Origin of the sequence: Luteococcus peritonei (assembly GCF_039526385.1) — a bacterium.
Lineage (GTDB): Bacteria > Actinomycetota > Actinomycetes > Propionibacteriales > Propionibacteriaceae > Luteococcus > Luteococcus peritonei.
This window is the reverse complement of the sequence record NZ_BAAAIX010000026.1, coordinates 1-18,604: the sequence shown is the minus strand read 5'-3', so window position 1 is coordinate 18,604 and position 18,604 is coordinate 1. Positions and strand designations below refer to the sequence as shown.

The following is an 18,604-nucleotide window of genomic DNA, read 5'->3' as shown; positions in this document are numbered from 1 at the left end:
ACCCATCGAAAGGAAAGACCATGCAGATCTTCACCGATGCAGCCACATGGTTCATCGGCCTCTTCAGGGCAGGAGGCGAGACCTTCATCAGCTGGATGACCGGAATCGTGCCGCTGGTCCTGATGCTGCTGATCGCCATGAACTCGCTGATCCAGATGATCGGCGAGGACAAGATCAACAACCTCGCGCGCAAGGCCTCCGGCAATCCCGTGAGCCGCTACCTGATCCTGCCCTTCCTGGGCTTCTTCATGCTGGCCAACCCGATGGGATTCACGCTCGGGCGCTTCCTGCCCGAGAAGTACAAGCCGAGCTACTACGCCAGCGGCGCCCAGTTCTGCCACACCTCGAGCGGCATCTTCCCCCACATCAATGCCGGTGAGTTGTTCATCTGGCTGGGCATCGCCAAGGGCATCGAGCAGCTGGGCCTGAACAGTGCCGAGCTGGCGCTGCGCTACCTGGTGGTGGGCCTGGTGCTCAACTTCATCGGTGGCTGGGTCACCGACTTCATCACCCCCTGGGTCGCCAAGCAGCAGGGCGTCACCCTCAGCAGCGAAGTGAAGGTCACGGCATGAGCGAGTACCGCACCGTCGTCGTCGAGAAGGGTCAGGGCGGCTACGGTGGCCCGCTGACCATCACGCCGACCGAGCAGCGTAACAAGATCGTCTACATCGTCGGTGGCGGCAGCAAGCCCGCCGTCGTCGACACCCTGGTGGAGCTGACCGGCGCCGAGGCCGTCAACGGCTTCCAGACCTCCGTCCCGGACGACCAGATCGCCATGGTGGTGATCGACTGCGGCGGCACCCTGCGCTGCGGCATCTACCCCAAGAAGAACATCCCGACGATCAACGTCATCAACACCGGCAAGACCGGTCCGCTGGCGCAGTTCATCCATGAGGGCATCTACGTCTCGGCCGTCGGTCCGGCGCAGGTGCGCCTGGCCGATGCCACCGAAGCGGCCGAGGTGCCCGAGACCGCCCCGGCGACGGCTGCCGCGGCCGTGGACGAGCAGGTGAGGTTCACCGCTGACAAGAAGGTCTCCGAGACCCTGGCGGAGCAGAAGAAGCAGTCGCTGATGATGAAGATCGGCCTGGGCGCCGGCAAGGTCGTGGCGATCTTCTACCAGGCAGGCCGCGATGCCATCCAGACGATGATCAACACGATCCTTCCCTTCATGGCCTTCATCTCCATGCTGATCGGCATCATCAACGCCTCGGGCTTCGGCAAGTGGTTCACCCACTTCCTCACCCCGCTGGCCGGCTCGGGATGGGGTCTGATGCTGCTCGGCTTCATCTGCTCCATCCCCTTCCTCTCGCCCCTGCTCGGCCCCGGTGCCGTGATCGGGCAGATCATCGGCACCCTGATCGGCGTCGAGATCGGCAAGGGCAATGTGGCGCCCCACCTGGCGCTCCCGGCACTGTTCGCCATCAACACGCAGAACGCCTGCGACTTCATCCCCGTGGGCCTGGGCCTGGCCGAGGCCGAGCCCGAGACCGTGGAGGTCGGCGTCCCCGCCGTTCTCTACTCCCGATTCCTCAACGGTGTCCCGCGCGTTGCCATCGCCTGGCTCGCCAGCATCGGCCTCTATTCCTGACCTAGGAGACATCCCATGACCGAGATCTACCGCACCACCGTCCAGGCCGAGGGTGACATGGCCGGAGCCTTCATCTCCGACGGCCTGTTCGTCACCTTCGGGGCCAATGCGCCCGAGGCGCTGCGCGACTACTGCTTCATCATCGAGCAGAACCCCCTGCAGGGCGATCTCGCCGTGGGGCAGCGTTTCCTGGTGGATGGCCAGTCCTTCCCCATCACCGCGGTGGGGGAGGCGGCCCAGAAGAACCTCGTCGGCCTCGGTCACCTGACCGTCAACGTCGACGGGGGCGACAGCGCCAGCCTGGCGGGGGCCATCCACATCCGCTGCGACCAGGGAGCCCCCCAGCCCACGGTGGGCAGCGTGCTGTCCATCGAGGCCTGAGACGACCCTGTGATCACTGCGCCGCCGGGGTGGATCGGTGCGCTGCGCCCGATACACCCTGGCCGGGCTCTCGCGAGGGAGAAGAGATGATGAACGGACAAGGCCCCGACCTGCTGACCTGGGCGCCCCTGCTGCGTGGTCTGCTGGCCACTGACCGGTTGCCCCTGTTGGAGGTCCAGCCGGAGGCACCCCGGGACGCGTCGGCCACCTGGCGCATCGAGGCGTCCGGGGAACCAGACCTGGAGCAGCTGCGAGGGCAGCTGGCCGCCCACCGGGGGAGCGGTCCGGCGCCCGAGCACGTGGTGGTCGAGGGTCTGGGCCACTTCCGTGTGCAGCGGGGGCCCTGGCGTTCGACCATGGACGGGCGGGTCGTCCTGGTCACCGGTGCGGCCCAGGGCTTCGGCCGCCAGATCGCGGCCAACCTCGCGGCGCAGGGCGCCCGGCTGGTGCTGGGCGACGTCAACCTGGACGGCGTGCGTCGCGCCGCGGCCGAGCTCTGCCAGCTGCAGGGTGCAGGGCGCGCCGTGGCCGTGGGCCTGGACGTGGCGGACCCTGGGCAGACCAGGGAGGCGCTGCGCGTGGCCGTCCAGCACTTCGGCGGCGTGGACCTCTTCGTGGCCAATGCCGGCATCGTGCGTGCCGGAGCCGTCACCGAGCTGGACCCCGACGACTTCGACCTGGTGACCCGGGTCAACTACCGCGGCTACTTCGTGGGCGTGCAGGCCGTGGCCCCGGTGATGGCGCTGCAGCACACCGCTGCGCCGGAGCACCGCTTCGACATCGTGGAGGTCAACTCCAAGTCGGGCCTCACCGGCTCGAACCGCAACGGGGCCTATGCCGGCAGCAAGTTCGGTGGCATCGGCCTCACCCAGTCCTTCGCCCTGGAACTCGCCAGCCAGGGCATCAAGGTCAATGCCGTCTGTCCGGGCAACTACCTCGACGGTCCGCTGTGGAGCGACCCGGAACGGGGACTGTTCGTGCAGTACCTGGCAGCCGGCAAGGTCCCCGGTGCCCGCACCGTGCAGGACATCAGGCGCCACTACGAGTCCCAGGTGCCGCTCGGTCGCGGTTGTCGCCCGGAGGATGTCGTCCGGGCGATCTGCTATGCCGTCGAGCAGCAGTACGAGACCGGTCAGGCCATCCCGGTCACCGGCGGCCAGACGATGCTGCACTGATCGCCGCCACGCGTCCCATGAACACCCCACCAGACAAGGAAGCATCATGACCAGCACAGCAGTACCCATCAGGATCTTCGTCGACAGCGCCGTGCGCAGCGAGGCCGAGCCCTGGCTGCGCTCGGGAATCGTCAGCGGTGTCACCACCAATCCCACCCTCTTGCGCCGCGCCGGCCTCGGTCCCGACGACATCGTGGAGGTGGCGCGCTGGGCCCGTGGTGAGCAGGGACGAGAGGTCTGCTTCCAGGTCTGGGGTGACGATGTCGAGTCCCAGTACGCCAGCGCCATGCGCCTGGTCGACGCCGTCCCGGAGGCCGTGATGAAGGTACCGGTCACGCCCTGGGGCACCGAACTGGTGGCCCGCCTGCACCAGCAGCAGGTGCCGGTCCTGATGACCGCGGTGTACGCAGCCAAGCAGGCCGTCATCGCCTCGGCCCTGGGCGTTCGCTACCTGGCCCCGTACTACAACCGGATGGCGGTGGCGGGCCGCGAGGCCCTGGCCGAGATCCGGGCCATGACCAGCGCCATTCCGCAGGACGGGTCTGGCCCCTTGGTGATGGCGGCCTCCGTGAAGAGCGCGGCCCAGGTCATGGACCTCGTGGATGCTGGCGTCAGGGTCTTCACCCTGCCCCCCGCCGTGATCGCCGATCTCTACGAGGACCCGCTGACCAGCCAGGCCGTCCAGGACTTCGAGCAGGACATGGCGGCCGTGCTGGGGTGATCCGGCTCAGCGGGCCAGTCGCTCCAGCAGCGCCTGGTCGAAGCCGGTGAGGTCGTCGAGCACGGCGGCGCACCGGTCGAGCAGCTCGTCGTCGGGGCGGTGGAAGGGCTGCGGGACCGCGACGGTGGTCATGCCGGCGGCCAGGGCGGAGCGGATGCCGTTGCTGGAGTCCTCCAGCGCCAGGCAACGGGACGGGTCCACCTGCAGCAGCTCGCAGCAGCGCAGGTAGCCGTCCGGCGCCGGCTTGCCGCGGCCCACCTGTTCGGTGGAGACGTGCGCCTTCACCACCTCGGTGATCCCCAGCAGCCGCATCCCGGCCTCGATGAGCACCACCGGCGAGGAGGAGGCGATGCCCACCGGGCCGCGGGAGGCCGCCAGCGCCACCGCCTCGCGGGCGCCGGGCAGCACCTCCATGGTTCCGGCCTCGTAGCGGGCCACCAGGGCGTCGATGGTGCGCCGGGCCGACTGCTCGGCATCCGAGCGCAGGCCCACCTGCTCGCTGAGGTAACTGCTCCATTCCTGGGTACTCATCCCCATCATCGCGGCGGTGGCCTGTTCGGGCCACGGCACACCGTCCTCCTCGGCCAGCTGGCGGCGCACCTGGTCCCAGACCGGCTCGGTGTCGACCAGGGTGCCGTCCATGTCGAAGACGACGGCGGCGAAGGGACGGGACTGCTGGGTGGTGGACATGGCCACCATTGTCGCGCCACCAGGAGCAGACTGGGTGGCCGACGTCCAGCAGGGGAGAACATGAGCGAGCAGGTGAGCAGTCGTCGGACGGCGCTGGCGGCGGGATTCAGCACCTACCTGATGTGGGGCGCCTTCCCGCTCTTCTTCCCGCTGCTCAAGCCGGCCGGGGCGCTGGAGATCCTGTCGGGCCGCGTGCTGTTCAGCCTGGTCTTCGTGGTGGCGGTGCTGCTGCTGCAGCGCAAGGACTGGGGCTGGCTGCGCGCCGTCTTCCGTGACGGCACCTGGCGGGTGATGCTGCTGGCGGCAGCGCTGATCGCCGTCAACTGGCTCACCTACATCTGGGCGGTCAACTCCGGCCACGTGGTGGAGGCCTCGCTGGGCTACTTCATCAACCCGTTGGTGAGCGTGGCGCTGGGCATGCTGGTCTTCGGCGAGCGGATGGGCCGGCCCGGCCAGATCGGCTGCCTGCTGGCGCTGCTGGGCGTCGCCGTGGCGGCCTCGGAGGCCTGGCGCACGGTGTGGATCTCGCTGCTGCTGGCCGTCAGCTTCGGGCTCTACGGCGTGGTGAAGAAGCATGCCCGGGTCACCGCCCTGCAGGGGCTGGCCATGGAGTCCGGTCTGCTGGCGCCCCTGTCGCTGGGCTGGATGGGCTGGCTGGCGGCCAGCGGAAGCGCCGCCTGGCTCCACTCCCCGCGGGTCGCGCTGCTGCTGGTGGTGGCGGGCGTGCTCACCGCGGTCCCGCTCTGGCTCTTCGCGGTGGCGGCCCCCGGCATCCCGCTGGGGACGCTGGGAATCCTGCAGTACATCACCCCCACCATCCAGTTCCTGCTGGGCCTGTTCGTCTTCGGTCAGCACGTCGGATCCCACTTCTGGGTCGGGCTGGTGCTGGTCTGGTGCGGTTCGGTCACCTACCTCTACGGCGCGCTGCGCAGCCTGGCAAGGCCGGCCTGAGGCCGGCATCGACCAGGATCCGCCATGATCTGGCGCCCAGGCCCTGGAATGGGGCTGATCGGGTGGATCGTGGCGAGATCTGGTCGATCCGTCGTGCATTCCGGGCGGGGTCTCAGGGCTTGGGGGAGCGCAGGATGGACTCCATCTTCTTGCCGCGTCCCACCTCGTCGACCAGCTTGTCCATCCAGCGGATCTGCTGCATCAGCGGGTCGGTGATCTCCTCCACCCGGTGGCCGCAGATCACACCGGTGATCAGCGAGGCGTCAGGGTTCATGGCGGGGGCCTGGTCGAAGAAGTCCTCCAGGCTGGTGCCCTCCTCGACGGCGCGGTGCAGGCCCTCGACGTCGTAGCCGGTGAGCCAGCAGATCACCTGGTCCACCTCGGCCTGGCCGCGACCCTGCTTCGCGGCCTTGGTGAGGTAGTGCGGGTAGATCTCGGCGAGCGGGATCGAGAAGATGCGGTGGCCGGCCATGGTGCTCCTGTCGTCGGGGTGCGACGAGCCTAGAGGGTGGATTTGGTTAGCAGAACTAATGAGCTAGGCTAATCAGTGATGACAGAACCTGATCTCCCCGACCTTGCCAATGACCTGCGCCTGGCCTGCCAGCGGATCGCACGACGCGTCCGCTTCGAGGGCACCCAGGCCGTCGCACCGCACCAGTTCAGCGTGCTGGTGCGCGTCCACCACGAGCCGGCCACGCCCACCGCCCTGGCCGAGCGCGAACGGGTCAGCACCCCGTCGATGACCCGGACCGTCAACGGCCTGGTGGAACTGGGTCTGGTCACCAAGCAGCCCCACCCCGACGACGGCCGCCAGCTGCTCGTCGTGCCCACCGCGGAGGGGGAGCGCGTCGTGGAGCAGACCATCGCCGAGCGCGACAGCTGGATGATGCAGCATCTGGCCAGCCTGGAGCCCGACCAGCTGCAGCTGCTGCGCCAGGCCGCCGACCTGCTGCTGGAGGTGGCTGCCCATGAGTGAGGCCGTCGCCGCCCCGCGCAGCACCTTCGCCAGCTTCGCCGTCCACAACTACCGGCTCTTCTTCAGCGGCGCCATCGTCTCCAATGTGGGCACCTGGATGTACCGGGTGGCGCAGGACTGGCTGGTGCTCACCATCCTCACCGACCACTCCAGCTCCGCCCTGGGCATCGTGACCGGGCTGCAGTTCCTGCCCATTCCCTTCCTGGCGCCCTATGCCGGCTCGATCGCCGACCGCTTTCCCAAGCGCCGCATCCTGATGATCACGCAGGCCCTGCTGGGGCTCAACGCCCTGGCGATGTTCCTGCTGGTGGCCACCGGGCAGGCCGAGCTGTGGCACGTCTTCGTGCTGGCCTTCCTGACCGGCGTGGTCACCGCCTTCGACAACCCCACCCGGCAGGCCTTCGTCAGCGAGATGGTGCCGCTGGGCCTGGTGAGCAATGCGGTGGGACTCAACTCCGCCTCCTTCAACAGCGCCCGGCTGCTCGGCCCCGGCCTTGCCGGCCTGATGATCGCCGCCTGGGGCGTGGCGCCCGCGATGGCCGTCAACGCGGTCAGTTTCCTGGCGGTGCTGGCCTCGCTCTTCTTCATGCGCTCCGACGAGCTGTCGCCGGCGCCGATGCGCAAGAACGGCAAGGGCGCGGTGCGTGAGGGGATGCGCTACGTGCTGCGCCGCCCGGACATCATGGTGGTGCTGCTGATGGTCTTCGTGCTGGGCACCTTCGGCATGAACTTCCAGATCACCAATGCGCTGATGGCCACCAAGGTCTTCGGCAAGGGGCCCGGTGAGTACGGCCTGCTGGGCTCCATCATGGCGATCGGCACCCTGGCCGCCGCGCTGATCGCGGCCCGACGCCAGCGTCCCCGGCTGCGGATCCTGCTCACCGCGCTGGGCGGCTTCGCCATCTGCACCGCCCTGCTCGGGGCTGCGCCCACCTACCTCAGCTATGCGCTGCTGCTGATCCCCACCGGGCTGTGCGCGCTGACCATGATGACCTGCGCCAATGCCACCGTGCAGCTGGCCAGTGATCCCGAGGTCCGCGGCCGGGTGATGGCGCTCTACATGGCCATCTTCATGGGCGGCACCCCGCTGGGGGCGCCGCTGATCGGCTGGGTGGGTGACGCCTTCGGCCCGCGCTGGACCATCTGGGTGGGTGCCCTGGCCACCGGGCTCACCTTCGTCGGCGTACTGGCCTGGTTCGTGCGTGAACGCGGGGTCCGGCTGCGGCTGCGCGCCGGCTGGCCGCCCCGGGTGCAGGTGTGGACCGTCGAGGACGTGCGCGCCGCGCAGGTCTCCGCCGAGGCGGACTGAGCCCGGCGCCCGGCCTCAGCGGACGACGACCTCCACCCGGGCCCGGTCGCCCTCGCGCGTGAAGCGCCACTCGTGGCTGGTGCCCAGTGCGTCCAGCAGGACGCGGTCGTGGCTCACCAGCAGGATCGTGCCGCCGAAGGCCACCAGGGCCTCCTGCAACTGCTCGATGGCCTCGACATCGGCATGGTTGGTGGGCTCGTCGAGCACCAGCACGTTGACAGCCCGTCCCTGCAGCACGGCCAGTGCGGCGCGGGTCCGTTCCCCCAGCGACAGGCTGTCGCACGGGCGCAGCACGTGCTCGGCCCCCAGACCGAACTTGGCCAGCAGGGTCCGGGTCTCCGCCGCATCCCGGGTGCCGAGGCTGGTCATCACCCGGTCCAGCAGCGGCTCGGGTCCACCGATGGTGCTGCGCTCCTGGTCGAGCACTCCGACGCTGGTGCGCGCACCCCAGCTGATCCGGCCGGTGTGGGCCGTGCGATCGAGCACCGCCTGCAGCAGGGTGGTCTTGCCCGAACCGTTCGGCCCCACCAGCGCCACGCGGTCGCCCCGCTCAACGTGGCAGCTCAGCGGTCCGACGACGAAGCTGCCGGCCTGCGCCGCCACCGCGTCCAGGGTGAGCACCACGTCGGCCGACGGGTCGGCCTCGGAGATCCGGTAGCGCAGGCTCCACTGCTTGCGCAGTTCCTCGGGGGCCTCCAGCTGGTCCACCGCCGCACGGGCCCGGGCGGCCTTCTGGTCCTGCTTGCCCGCCTTGTCCTCGTCCCACTTGGCCAGCGAGCGGGACCCCGCATTGGAGCTGAGCTTGGCGGCGATGCCACGCCGGCCCTTCTCGGCCCATTCCGCCTGGCTGCGGGCCTGCTGCGCCAGGTGGTCGATCCTGGCCTGGTACGCCTCGTGCTCGGCCACCAGCTGCTGGCGGGCCAGGGCCTTGGCAGCCTGGTGCTCGCTCCAGGTGCCGGTGCTCAGGTGCACCTTCTGCTGCGGCAGGTCCAGTTCGCAGACCTGGGTGGCGACGGCGTCGAGGAAGGCGCGGTCATGGCTGGCCACCAGCACCGGAGCCTCCACGCCGGTGACGAAGTCGGTGAGCAGTGCCAGGCCGTCGGCATCCAGGTTGTTGGTGGGCTCGTCCAGCAGCAGCACGTCGAAGCGGCTGACCAGCACCGAGGCCAGCGAGGCACGCGCCGCCTGGCCACCGGACAGGCTGCCCAGCGGGCGGTCCAGGTCGACGTCGAGGCCGAGCCGGGCCAGCACCTGCGCCAGGCGCACGTCCAGGTCGGGGGCGCCGAGCGCCAGCCAGGCCTCCAGGGCAGCGCTGAACTCGTCCTCGGAGTGCGGCAGGCCCTCGCCCAGCGCCCGGCTGGCGGCTTCGTAGCGCTCGTCGACGGCGGCCACGCCGGTGCGGCGTCGCGCATAGTCAAGGATCGACTCGTCGGCCTGCGGTACCGACTGCGGCAGGTGGCCGATGCTGGCATCCGGCGGGGTGGTCCAGATCCGGCCGGACTCCACCGGGTGCTGCCCGGCCACCATCCGCATCAGGGTGGACTTGCCGGAGCCGTTGGGGCCGATCAGCGCCACGACGCTGGAGGCGGTGACGTCGAGGTCGAGCCCGGAGAACAGGGGGCGGGCGCCGTAGGAGGCGGCGAGCCCGCGGATGTGGAGGGAAGCTGGCATGGGAGACCTCGATCGCTGGTGGTGGGTGATGGCGAGAGGTCAGATCCACATGGCTCCAGCACAGCGCAGGTCGCGGCGCGGCGTCAACCGGTTTTCGCGGGGTCGCCGGGCTGCCAGGCCTCCAGGGTGCGCATGGAGGTGAAGACCCGCTCGCAGTCGTCGTAGGGGTCGACGAAGCGCAGCTCGCGGGCCAGCAGCTGCAGCGGGCGGGTGAAGTCGTCCAGCTCCTGCTCGGTCACCACCGGGTAGAAGGGATCGTTGACGATCGGGATGCCCAGCGAGTTCATGTGCAGCCGGATCTGATGGGTCTTGCCGGTGGTGGGGCTCACCCGGTAGCGCCCGATCGGGCCGAGCTCGTCGTCCTCACGATCCTCCAGCAGCTCGATCCGGGTGTGGGCATTGGGCTCGGCGCCCGGCACCTCCACGGCCTGCAGCACCCCGCGCTCCTTGCGGATGTGGCTGCTCACCTCCACCGGGAACTCCAGGTCCTCACGGAAACGGCCCACCGCCTCATAGGTCTTGCGTGGCAGGCGCTTCTCGAAGAGCTGCTGGTAGGCGCTGCGGAACTCCCGCCGCGTGGTGCACAGCAGGACCCCTGCGGTGAGCCGGTCCAGCCGATGAGCCGGGGAGAGCTCCGGCAGGTCCAGCTCACGACGGGCCCGCACCACGGCGGAGTGCACCACGTGCTGGCCGCGCGGGATGGTGGAGGTGAAGTGGGGCTTGTCCAGCACCACCAGCCGCTCGTCGCGGTGGATCACCAGCAGCTCGCCGGGCGGCGGCGTCTCGTCGGGCAGGTCGCGGTGGAAGAAGATGAAGCGGTGGTGCGCGAAGGGTGCGTCGATCGGGATCGGCACGCCGTCCTCGTCGACGAAGCGCTGCTCGGCGAACATCTCGTCGATCCGCTGCGCCTCCAGCCGCGGGATCTTGTGCACCAGCCAGTCGCGCATGGTGGCCCAGTCGTGCTCGCGCGGGGTGCGGACCCAGGCCGAGTTGAGGCCGTGGCGCAGCGGGAGCGGTGAACGGGGCATGCCGGGAGCCTAGTCGCCCTAGGCTGGCGGCATTTCCATGAGCGCGAGGAGCAGGCATGTCGGAGGTGCGTGGACGGCGACGGTGGGCCGGCATGCTCGGTGAGCTGCTGGTGGTGGTGGTCCTGGCGCTGGTCATCTCGGCCCTGCTGCGCGCCTTCGTGGGACAGATGTTCGTGATCCCCACGGGCTCGATGGAGAACACCCTGGCGGTGGGGGACCGCGTCGCGGCCTCACGCGTGAGTGAGGTGCATCGTGGCGACATCGTGGTCTTCGAGGATCGCGCGGGGTGGCTCGCACCCCAGGCCGACCGCCGTGGTGCCCTGCGACGCGGCGCGGAGGCCATCGGCCTGCCCCCGCCAGCGGCACCGGGCACCTGGTGAAGCGCGTGATCGGCCTGCCGGGAGATCGGGTCTCCTGCTGCGACGACCACGGGCGTGTCCAGGTCAACGGGCATCCGCTGCAGGAGGAGGACTACCTCTACCGGCTCCCGGACGGTCAGACCGTGAAGCCCTCGGAGTTCGACGTCGACGTGACCGTGCCCGCCGGCCGGATCTTCGTGATGGGAGACCACCGCGACAACTCGGCCGACTGACGGTGCCACCTGGACGATCCCGTGACCGCTGGACAGCCGGCCGGCATGGCCGGCTTCGTGGACCTGGAGGCCGTGGTGGGCCCGGTGGTCGCCACCGTGGCACCCGTCGACCGGTGGCGCAGGTTCACCCTCCCTGGTGCCTTCGGCTCCGTCCCCGGCCCGGCTGGCCCGGCCCCGGCTGCCCCCGCGGTGCGCGACGGCGTGACGGACTGCTGAGAGGCGGCGCAGGTCGCCTCCGCCGAGAGCGATGGGCCCTTCGCTCTGTCGGTGGCGCCACCTAGGCTCGGGACATGGACCTGGTCTCGATGGTGAAGCAGAAGTTCGTGGGCGGCAGCAACGGCTCCAAGGTGGTGCTGGAGATCGACCTGGCACGCGGCGTGCTGGTGGCGCCGCCCACCAACCCGATGGCCGCGCTGAAGGCGATGAACGCCCCCAGCATGAAGGCGCTGCGCGAGCGGCTGCGCGAGGCCGCCACCGACGACGACGTGCTCGGGCTGGTGGTGCACCTGGGGGAGTCCGGGCTGGGCCTGGCCCAGGCGCAGGAGCTGGCCCTGGCCATCGCCGCCTTCGGCGAGCACAAGCCCACCTTGGGTTTCAGCGAGAGCTTCGGTGAGTTCGCCAACGCCCTGCCCACCTACCTTGTCGGCGCCCACTGCCAGGAACTGTGGATGCAACCCTCGGGCGAGCTGGGCATCGGCGGCGTGCACGTCGGCATCACCCTGCTCAAGGGAGCCCTGGGCAAGCTGGGCGTCGACCCGCAGTTCAGCCAGCGCCACGAGTACAAGACCGCCGGTGACCAGTTCTCCGCAGACCACGTCACCGAGCCGAACCGGGAGATGATGCAGGCGCTCGCCAACTCGCTGGCGCACCGCTTCGTCGCCATCGTCGCCGAGCGCCGCGGCCTGGGCGAGCAGCAGGTCTGGGATGCCGTCGACAACTCGCCGCTCACCCCGCAGCAGGCCCTCGATCGTGGTCTGGTGGACCAGCTCGGCTACCGCGACCAGGCCATGGCCCACGCCCTCAAGACCTGGGACGCGGAGGTGGAGCAGCTGCGCTTTGTGCACCGCTGGAACTCGCGCAATCCCGCCGAGCAGATGGCGCACGACCTGGTGCAGCGCAAGCAACCGACGCTGGCCGTGGTCAGCCTGCGCGGCGGTATCGTCTCCGGCCGCGGCCGTCCCGGGGGCATGTCTGGACAGGGCGACACCGGTGCCGACGTGGTCTGCGAGAGCCTGCGCGCCGCCCAGCGCGACGACAAGGTCAAGGCCGTCGTGCTGCATGTCGATTCGCCCGGCGGCTCGGCCGTGGCCAGCGACTCCATCTGGCGCGCGGTGCACCAGCTGCGCGAGGCCGGCAAGCCCGTGGTGGCGCAGATGGGCACCTATGCCGCCTCCGGTGGCTACTACGTCTCGATGGCCGCCGACGAGATCGTCGCGCTCCCGGCCACGCTGACCGGTTCCATCGGTGTGGTGGGCGGCAAGTTCGTCACCCGCCGCACCTACGAGAAGCTCGGCCTGGTGCACGAGGGCATCGACTCGGGCCGCAATGCCGGGATGATGGCCTCCGACGAGTGGTTCACCGACGAGCAGTGGGAGCGCTTCCACGCCTCGCTGGACCGGATCTACGCCGACTTCACCAGCAAGGCCGCCCAGGACCGCTCGATGCCGCTGGAGCAGCTGGAGCCGATCGCCCGAGGCCGGGTGTGGACCGGTGCCGACGCGCTGGACCGCCGGCTGGTGGACCACCTGGGTGGCATGGACCTGGCCATCGACCGCGCCTGCGAGCTGGCCGGGCTGACCCGATCCCGTACCCACGTGCGCCCCTACCCGGCGCTCGGGCCGCTGGACCAGTTCCGCCCGGCGACCTCCACCGAGTCCGTCGGCGGCCAAGGGGCCGAAGCCCTGGCGGCCACGCTGGACGGCTCGACCGGCTTCGAGCGGCTGCTCGCGCTGGCGGCCAACCGACTCGGCGTGCGGATCGACGGCTTCCTCACCGCCCCGCTGCTGGCCCCGGCCATCCAGTTGGGCTGAGAGCCCAGGGGTCGGGCGCCAGGGATGGTGGCCACCCCTCGCTGGCCAGGAAATTTCCGCGGGAAGTGCAACCACCCGGTGGATGGCTGCGTACTAGGAGTGAGCACACGCTCCGGGCCGCGGGGTCACCCACCCGCGGCCTGCCGCTTCCCAGGAGGTCATCATGAGCAGCACGTCCCCGGTCGCCGCACTGGGCGGCCTCGCCCTCGTCGCCCTCGCCCTGACCGGCTGCGGCACCGCCTCACCCGCCACCACCCCGAGCACCAGCCAGCCCGCCACCAGCGCGCCAGCCCCGGGCAGCCCCAGCGCCACCGCCACGAACTCCAGCGACGTCGAGGCGGCCCTGCCCTCGGGCCAGGGCAGCAGCGGCGGCAACACTGCCGGGGGCAAGGCCACCGGCTCCGCCTCGGCCAGCCGCAGCACCGAGGCCGCCACGCCGGTCAGCCGGGCCAACCTGCCCACCGGCCAGGACCTGGTCTTCGGTGACCAGGTCTTCACCCCCGGCGAGACCTACCAGGGCGACGGCCAGGCCCCCGTCGCCGCCTGCCAGACGATGGGCTGGGAGAGCTTCAAGCCCAACACCATCTGGACCCGGGAGTACGCCGACGCCCAGGGAAACATGACCGGCGGCGCCAGCATCGCCTCCTTCGCCAGCCATGCCCAGGCCGTCGCCGCCATGGAGAAGATGGGCGCCGGACTGACCGGCTGCGGCAAGCGGATGACCACCCAGAACCCCGACCTGCTGACCAACTTCACCGAGAAGGCCACCCCGCTGACCTTCCCCGGCGGCCGCACCGCCCGTACCGTCACGCTCAACCTGACCGACGGCGAGACGGGCACGAAGTTCGCGGTCTCCACCGGCGTTGTGGCCACCGGTACCCACGTCGCCATCATCAGCATCCGCAGCATCGACAACCCGCCGGCCACGGCCGACTCCCGGGCCATCGAGGACACCCTGGCGCGCAGCCTGGTGCGCCTGGCCTGAGCGTGGGCGTGGCGCCGAGCGCTCGCGATGGTGTGAGACGCTGCTGGGCATGACCCGGGAGCTGACCATCTTCGCCGAGATGAGCGCGTTGGCCACCGCCACCGGCGCGCTGAATCTCGGCCAGGGATTTCCCGACGACGACGGGCCCCTCGAGATCCTCGAGGCGGCCCGTCGGGCCGTCCTGGAGGGGCGCAACCAGTACCCGCCCGGCCGCGGCATCCCCGAGCTGCGCCAGGCGATTGCCGCCCACCAGCGACGCTTCTGGGGCATCGAGCTGGACCCCGACAGCCAGGTGATGGTGACCGCCGGCGCCACCGAGGCGCTGGCGGCCAGCCTGATGGCGCTGGCCGGGCCGGGCGACGAGGTGCTCACCGTGGAACCCTTCTACGACGCCTATGCTGCCGTGATCCAGCTCTGCGGCGCCCGCCACACCACCGTCCGGCTGCGGCGGATCGACGGCCCCGACGGGCCCCGCTTCGAGCTGGACGCCGAGGAGCTGGCCGCCGCGGTCACCGCGCGCACCCGCGTGATCCTGCTCAACAACCCGAACAACCCCACCGGCTTCCAGTTCCGGCGCGACCAGCTGCAGGCGGTGGTGGAGGCGGCCGAGCGGGTGGGCGCCACCATCGTCACCGACGAGGTCTACGAGCACCTCTGCTTCGAGGCGCCGCACGTGCCGGTGGCCTCGCTGCCCGGTGGCTTCGAGCGAACCCTGACCATCTCCAGCGCCGGCAAGACCTTCTCGGTGACCGGCTGGAAGGTGGGCTGGCTGAGCGGCCCCGCGGAGCTGGTGGACCGGGTGGAGGGCGTCAAGCAGTGGCTCACCTTCACCAATGCCGCCCCGCTGCAACCGGCTGTCGCCGTCGGCCTGGGCCTTCCCGACGAGGTCTTCGCGCGCACCCGCGAGAGCCTGCGCCAGCGCCGCGACCTGCTGGTCGACGGGCTGCGGGCCGCGGGACTGCAGCCCTTCGTGCCGGATGCGGGCTACTTCACGGTGGCCGACGCCTCGGCGCTGGGCATCAGCGACGCTGCCCGCGCCTGCCGCGAGATGGCCACCCGGGTGGGCGTCGTCGCCATCCCGTACAGCGCCTTCTGCCATCCCGCGCCGGGAGAGCACCAGGCGTGGATCCGCCTCGCGCAGTGCAAGTCCCGCAGCACCCTGGAAGCGGCCGTGGAGCGGTTGAAGGGCCTGTCGGCAGGACAATGACGCGTCTTGGAACGTGACAACGACAATTCCTGCACCCCGGTGGCCTCCGGGGAACATCTCGTCGTTAGGGTCGCACCATGCGAATTGGTGTCCCACGAGAATCCAGGCCCGGGGAGAACCGGGCCTCGGCAACACCGAAGACCGTCACCGCGCTGCAGGAGCTGGGCTACGAGGTCGTGGTCGAGCACGGCGCCGGTGAGGGATCGAGTGCTTCCGATGCAGCCTTCGAGGCCGCCGGCGCCCGCGTCGTCGACGCGCAGACCGTCTGGTCCAGCGACATCGTGCTCGGCGTCAACGAGCCCGACGAGCAGCAGCTGTCCGCCATGCGCCCCGGCGCGGTGCTGATCACCTTCCTCCACCCGCGCCAGACCCCCGAGCTCACCGAGCGGCTCGCCGCCCAGGGCATCACCGCCATGAGCATGGACATGGTGCCGCGCACCTCCCGCGCCCAGGCGCTCGACGCCCTCAGTTCGATGGCCAACATCTCCGGCTACCGCGCCGTGGTGGAGGCCTCCCACGCCTTCGGCCGCTTCTTCACCGGCCAGGTCACCGCCGCCGGCAAGGTGCCGCCGGCCAAGGTGCTGGTGGCCGGCACCGGCGTGGCCGGCCTGGCCGCCATCGGCGCCGCCAACGCCATGGGCGCCATCGTGCGCGCCACCGACGTGCGGCCCGAGACCGCCGAGCAGGTGGAGAGCATGGGCGCCACCTTCCTGCACGTGCGCGGCGCCTCCCAGGAGGTCAGCACCGACGGCTACGCCAAGGAGGCCAGCGACGACTTCGCCGCCCGCGCCGCCGAGCTCTACGCGGAGCAGGCCAAGGACGTCGACATCATCATCACCACCGCCGCGATCCCCGGGCGCCCCTCGCCGAAGCTGATCACCGCGGACATGGTGGCCTCCATGAAGGAGGGCTCGGTCATCGTCGACCTGGCCGCCCTCGGTGGCGGCAACTGCGAGCTGACCCGGCCCGGCGAGAAGTACACCACCGCCAACGGCGTCACGATCATCGGCTACACCGACCTCGCCAGCCGACTGCCCGGCCAGTCCAGCCAGCTCTACGGCACCAACCTGGTCAACGCGCTCAAGCTGATGACCCCGGCCAAGGACGGCCAGCTCGTCGTCGACTTCGACGACGAGGTGGTGCGCACCATGACCATCGTGCGCGACGGCGAGATCACCTTCCCGCCGCCCCCGATCCAGGTCTCCGCGGCACCCGCCACCACGCCGGCGGCCGCCGTCGAGACCCCTGCCGCCGTCGCGGTCCCGAAGAAGCCCAAGCCCTGGTGGCAGCCGGTGGTGACCATCGGCATCGCCTCGCTGGCGCTGATCGCGCTGCTGACCGTGGCGCCCACCAGCTTCGTCTCCCTGTTCGGCATCTTCGCGCTGGCCGTGGTGGTGGGCTACTACGTGGTCTGGAATGTCACCCACGCCCTGCACACCCCGCTGATGAGCGTCACGAATGCGGTCAGCGGCATCATCGTGGTGGGTGCCATCACGCAGCTCGGCAGCGACAACTGGGCGGTCAAGATCCTCAGCTTCGTCGCGGTGCTGATCGCCAGCATCAACATCTTCGGCGGCTTCACCGTCACCCACCGCATGCTCCAGATGTTCCGGAAGGAGGCCTGACATGCTGCAGAACTTCGTCACGGCCACGTACATCGTCTCCGGCCTGCTCTTCATCATGGCGCTGCAGGGCCTCAGCAAGCACGAGACCGCCAAGCGCGGCAATGCGCTTGGTGTGCTCGGCATGCTGCTGGCCCTGGTGGCCACCAACTTCTCCATGGGCTGGACCGACATCAAGGGCGACGGTGCCGACCTCGGCGCCGTGGCCCTGCTGCTGGTGGCGGTCCTGGTGGGCGGTGCGGTCGGCGTCCGCAAGGCGCTGAAGGTCGAGATGACCGGCATGCCCGAGCTGATCGCCCTGCTGCACTCGTTCGTCGGTGCCGCGGCGGTGCTGGTGGGCTTCAACTCCTACCTCGACGCACCCCACTCCAATGCCTTCCACCTCACCGAGGTGGCGCTGGGCATCTTCATCGGTGCGGTGACCTTCACCGGCTCGATCGTCGCCTGGGGCAAGCTGAACGGCAAGATCGCCTCCAAGCCGCTGGCCCTGCCCGGCCGCAACCTGCTCAACCTGGCCGCACTGGTGGCGACCATCGTGATGACGGTCTGGTTCGTGAAGGCGCCCTCGCTGCTGCCGCTGGTGCTGATCACCATCGTCTCGCTGCTGCTGGGCATCCACCTGGTGGCCTCCATCGGTGGCGCGGACATGCCCGTCGTGATCTCGATGCTGAACTCCTACTCCGGCTGGGCGGCCGCCTTCAGCGGTTTCATGCTCAACATGAACGTGCTGATCATCACCGGCGCCCTGGTGGGAGCCTCCGGCGCCATCCTGAGCTACATCATGTGCAAGGCGATGAACCGCTCCTTCATCTCGGTGATCCTGGGCGGCTTCGGCGACGACACCACCGTCGCCGCGGCCATCGAGGGTGAGCACACCGAAATGTCGGCCGGCGAGGTGGCCGAGGCGCTGGGCGATGCGAAGAGCGTCATCATCGCTCCCGGCTACGGCATGGCCGTGGCCCAGGCCCAGTACCCTGTGGCGGAACTCACCCGCGCCATGGAGGCCAACGGCACGAAGGTGCGCTTCGCCATCCACCCGGTCGCGGGCCGCCTGCCCGGCCACATGAACGTGCTGCTGGCCGAGGCCAAGGTGCCCTATGACATCGTGCTGGAGATGGACGAGATCAACGATGACTTCGACGACACCGACGTGGTGCTGGTGATCGGTGCCAATGACACCGTCAACCCCGCCGCGGAGGAGCCGGGCTCGCCGATCTCGGGCATGCCGGTGCTGAAGGTCTGGGAGGCCCGCAAGGTGATCGTCTTCAAGCGTTCGATGAGCGCTGGCTACGCCGGCGTGCAGAACCCGCTCTTCTTCCGGGAGAACACCTCGATGTGCTTCGGCGACGCCAAGGCCACCGTCCAGGACATCCTGGCCGCCCTGCCCAAGGGCGCCGACCGGGCCGCCATCGGCTCCTGAACCGCCCTCGGGGCCCGAACCGCCATCAGGGCCCGAACCGCCATCAGGGCCCGAGCCCATCCTCGACCGACGCCGTCACCCATCCGGGTGGCGGCGTCCGTCCTGTCCGGGGTGGCGGCGGCCATGGTGTCCCGGCTCGAACCCTGAAAATCGCTCCGTCGATCCAGGATCTCGCCCCACATCGGCTGGCGGATTCATGTGGTCAGCGCAACGGTTCTGTGAGGAGGGGTTGTGATGGCGCATGGGGTCGAGGTT

General features: G+C 70.0%; 20 protein-coding genes. 16 read left to right on the top strand and 4 right to left on the bottom strand.

Going from position 1 to position 18,604, the window contains the following annotated elements:
* Positions 1–20: 20 nt before the first annotated feature.
* From srlA to ABD073_RS09890, 5 genes are all read left to right on the top strand, one after another.
* Positions 21–572: a PTS glucitol/sorbitol transporter subunit IIC gene (gene srlA, locus ABD073_RS09910; RefSeq protein WP_343874176.1), complete on the top strand. Its 552-nt coding sequence runs from the start codon at positions 21–23 to the stop codon at positions 570–572.
* Positions 569–1,591, top strand: coding sequence for a PTS glucitol/sorbitol transporter subunit IIB (gene srlE, locus ABD073_RS09905; protein WP_343874174.1), 1,023 nt, complete (start codon positions 569–571; stop codon positions 1,589–1,591). Before srlA ends, srlE begins: the two co-directional genes overlap by 4 nt.
* A 15-nt stretch (positions 1,592–1,606) precedes the next feature.
* Positions 1,607–1,972 (top strand): PTS glucitol/sorbitol transporter subunit IIA, encoded by a 366-nt coding sequence (locus ABD073_RS09900; protein WP_343874171.1) that lies wholly within the window; start codon positions 1,607–1,609, stop codon positions 1,970–1,972.
* A gap of 86 nt (positions 1,973–2,058) precedes the next feature.
* A complete protein-coding gene (locus ABD073_RS09895; RefSeq protein ID WP_343874168.1) occupies positions 2,059–3,147 on the top strand; it encodes an SDR family NAD(P)-dependent oxidoreductase in 1,089 nt (362 codons plus the stop codon).
* Between the two features lie 46 nt (positions 3,148–3,193).
* Entirely contained in the window at positions 3,194–3,868 is a 675-nt protein-coding gene (locus tag ABD073_RS09890; RefSeq protein WP_343874166.1) for a transaldolase family protein, read from the top strand.
* A gap of 6 nt (positions 3,869–3,874) precedes the next feature.
* Here the strand turns inward: ABD073_RS09890 and ABD073_RS09885 are convergent, their stop codons facing one another.
* Entirely contained in the window at positions 3,875–4,558 is a 684-nt protein-coding gene (locus ABD073_RS09885) for an HAD family hydrolase (RefSeq protein ID WP_343874164.1), read from the bottom strand.
* A 60-nt stretch (positions 4,559–4,618) separates the two neighbouring features.
* Between ABD073_RS09885 and rarD the strand changes: the two genes are divergently transcribed.
* Complete coding sequence (gene rarD / locus ABD073_RS09880) at positions 4,619–5,509, top strand: EamA family transporter RarD (RefSeq protein ID WP_343874162.1); 891 nt, start codon at positions 4,619–4,621, stop codon at positions 5,507–5,509.
* A gap of 112 nt (positions 5,510–5,621) precedes the next feature.
* On the opposite strand, the gene ABD073_RS09875 is transcribed toward rarD, so the two are convergent.
* Entirely contained in the window at positions 5,622–5,981 is a 360-nt protein-coding gene (locus tag ABD073_RS09875; RefSeq protein ID WP_343874160.1) for a DUF2200 domain-containing protein, read from the bottom strand.
* A gap of 78 nt (positions 5,982–6,059) precedes the next feature.
* Here ABD073_RS09875 and ABD073_RS09870 point away from each other — a divergent pair, with 78 nt between their 5' ends.
* Together ABD073_RS09870 and ABD073_RS09865 are read left to right on the top strand one after the other, a co-directional pair.
* Positions 6,060–6,485, top strand: coding sequence for a MarR family winged helix-turn-helix transcriptional regulator (locus ABD073_RS09870; RefSeq protein ID WP_343874158.1), 426 nt, complete (start codon positions 6,060–6,062; stop codon positions 6,483–6,485).
* The gene (locus ABD073_RS09865; RefSeq protein ID WP_343874156.1) at positions 6,478–7,794 is read left to right on the top strand and encodes an MFS transporter; all 1,317 of its coding nucleotides are present in this window, start codon (positions 6,478–6,480) and stop codon (positions 7,792–7,794) included. The genes ABD073_RS09870 and ABD073_RS09865 overlap by 8 nt, the downstream gene beginning before the upstream one ends.
* A gap of 15 nt (positions 7,795–7,809) precedes the next feature.
* On the opposite strand, the gene ABD073_RS09860 is transcribed toward ABD073_RS09865, so the two are convergent.
* Entirely contained in the window at positions 7,810–9,465 is a 1,656-nt protein-coding gene (locus ABD073_RS09860) for an ABC-F family ATP-binding cassette domain-containing protein (RefSeq protein ID WP_343874154.1), read from the bottom strand.
* A gap of 83 nt (positions 9,466–9,548) precedes the next feature.
* Entirely contained in the window at positions 9,549–10,412 is an 864-nt protein-coding gene (locus ABD073_RS09855) for a pseudouridine synthase (protein WP_343874583.1), read from the bottom strand.
* A 137-nt stretch (positions 10,413–10,549) separates the two neighbouring features.
* On the opposite strand from ABD073_RS09855, the gene ABD073_RS09850 reads away from it, so the two are divergent.
* From ABD073_RS09850 to pntB, 8 genes are all read left to right on the top strand, one after another.
* A complete protein-coding gene (locus ABD073_RS09850; protein ID WP_343874152.1) occupies positions 10,550–10,873 on the top strand; it encodes a S26 family signal peptidase in 324 nt (107 codons plus the stop codon).
* On the top strand, positions 10,870–11,085 hold the full coding sequence (gene lepB / locus ABD073_RS09845; RefSeq protein ID WP_343874151.1) for a signal peptidase I: 216 nt from the start codon (positions 10,870–10,872) through the stop codon (positions 11,083–11,085). Before ABD073_RS09850 ends, lepB begins: the two co-directional genes overlap by 4 nt.
* Positions 11,086–11,106: 21 nt before the next feature.
* Positions 11,107–11,301 carry a hypothetical protein gene (locus ABD073_RS09840; RefSeq protein WP_343874149.1) on the top strand — a complete coding sequence of 65 codons (195 nt, stop codon included), beginning with the start codon at positions 11,107–11,109 and terminating at the stop codon, positions 11,299–11,301.
* A 74-nt stretch (positions 11,302–11,375) separates the two neighbouring features.
* The gene (sppA, locus tag ABD073_RS09835; RefSeq protein ID WP_343874147.1) at positions 11,376–13,115 is read left to right on the top strand and encodes a signal peptide peptidase SppA; all 1,740 of its coding nucleotides are present in this window, start codon (positions 11,376–11,378) and stop codon (positions 13,113–13,115) included.
* A 163-nt stretch (positions 13,116–13,278) separates the two neighbouring features.
* Positions 13,279–14,100: a hypothetical protein gene (locus tag ABD073_RS09830; protein ID WP_343874145.1), complete on the top strand. Its 822-nt coding sequence runs from the start codon at positions 13,279–13,281 to the stop codon at positions 14,098–14,100.
* A 49-nt stretch (positions 14,101–14,149) separates the two neighbouring features.
* Positions 14,150–15,307 (top strand): aminotransferase class I/II-fold pyridoxal phosphate-dependent enzyme, encoded by a 1,158-nt coding sequence (locus ABD073_RS09825; RefSeq protein WP_343874143.1) that lies wholly within the window; start codon positions 14,150–14,152, stop codon positions 15,305–15,307.
* 77 nt (positions 15,308–15,384) lie between these two features.
* Positions 15,385–16,932, top strand: coding sequence for a Re/Si-specific NAD(P)(+) transhydrogenase subunit alpha (locus tag ABD073_RS09820; protein ID WP_343874141.1), 1,548 nt, complete (start codon positions 15,385–15,387; stop codon positions 16,930–16,932).
* A 1-nt stretch (position 16,933) separates the two neighbouring features.
* Positions 16,934–18,349 carry a Re/Si-specific NAD(P)(+) transhydrogenase subunit beta gene (gene pntB, locus ABD073_RS09815; protein ID WP_343874139.1) on the top strand — a complete coding sequence of 472 codons (1,416 nt, stop codon included), beginning with the start codon at positions 16,934–16,936 and terminating at the stop codon, positions 18,347–18,349.
* Positions 18,350–18,604 lie beyond the last annotated feature (255 nt).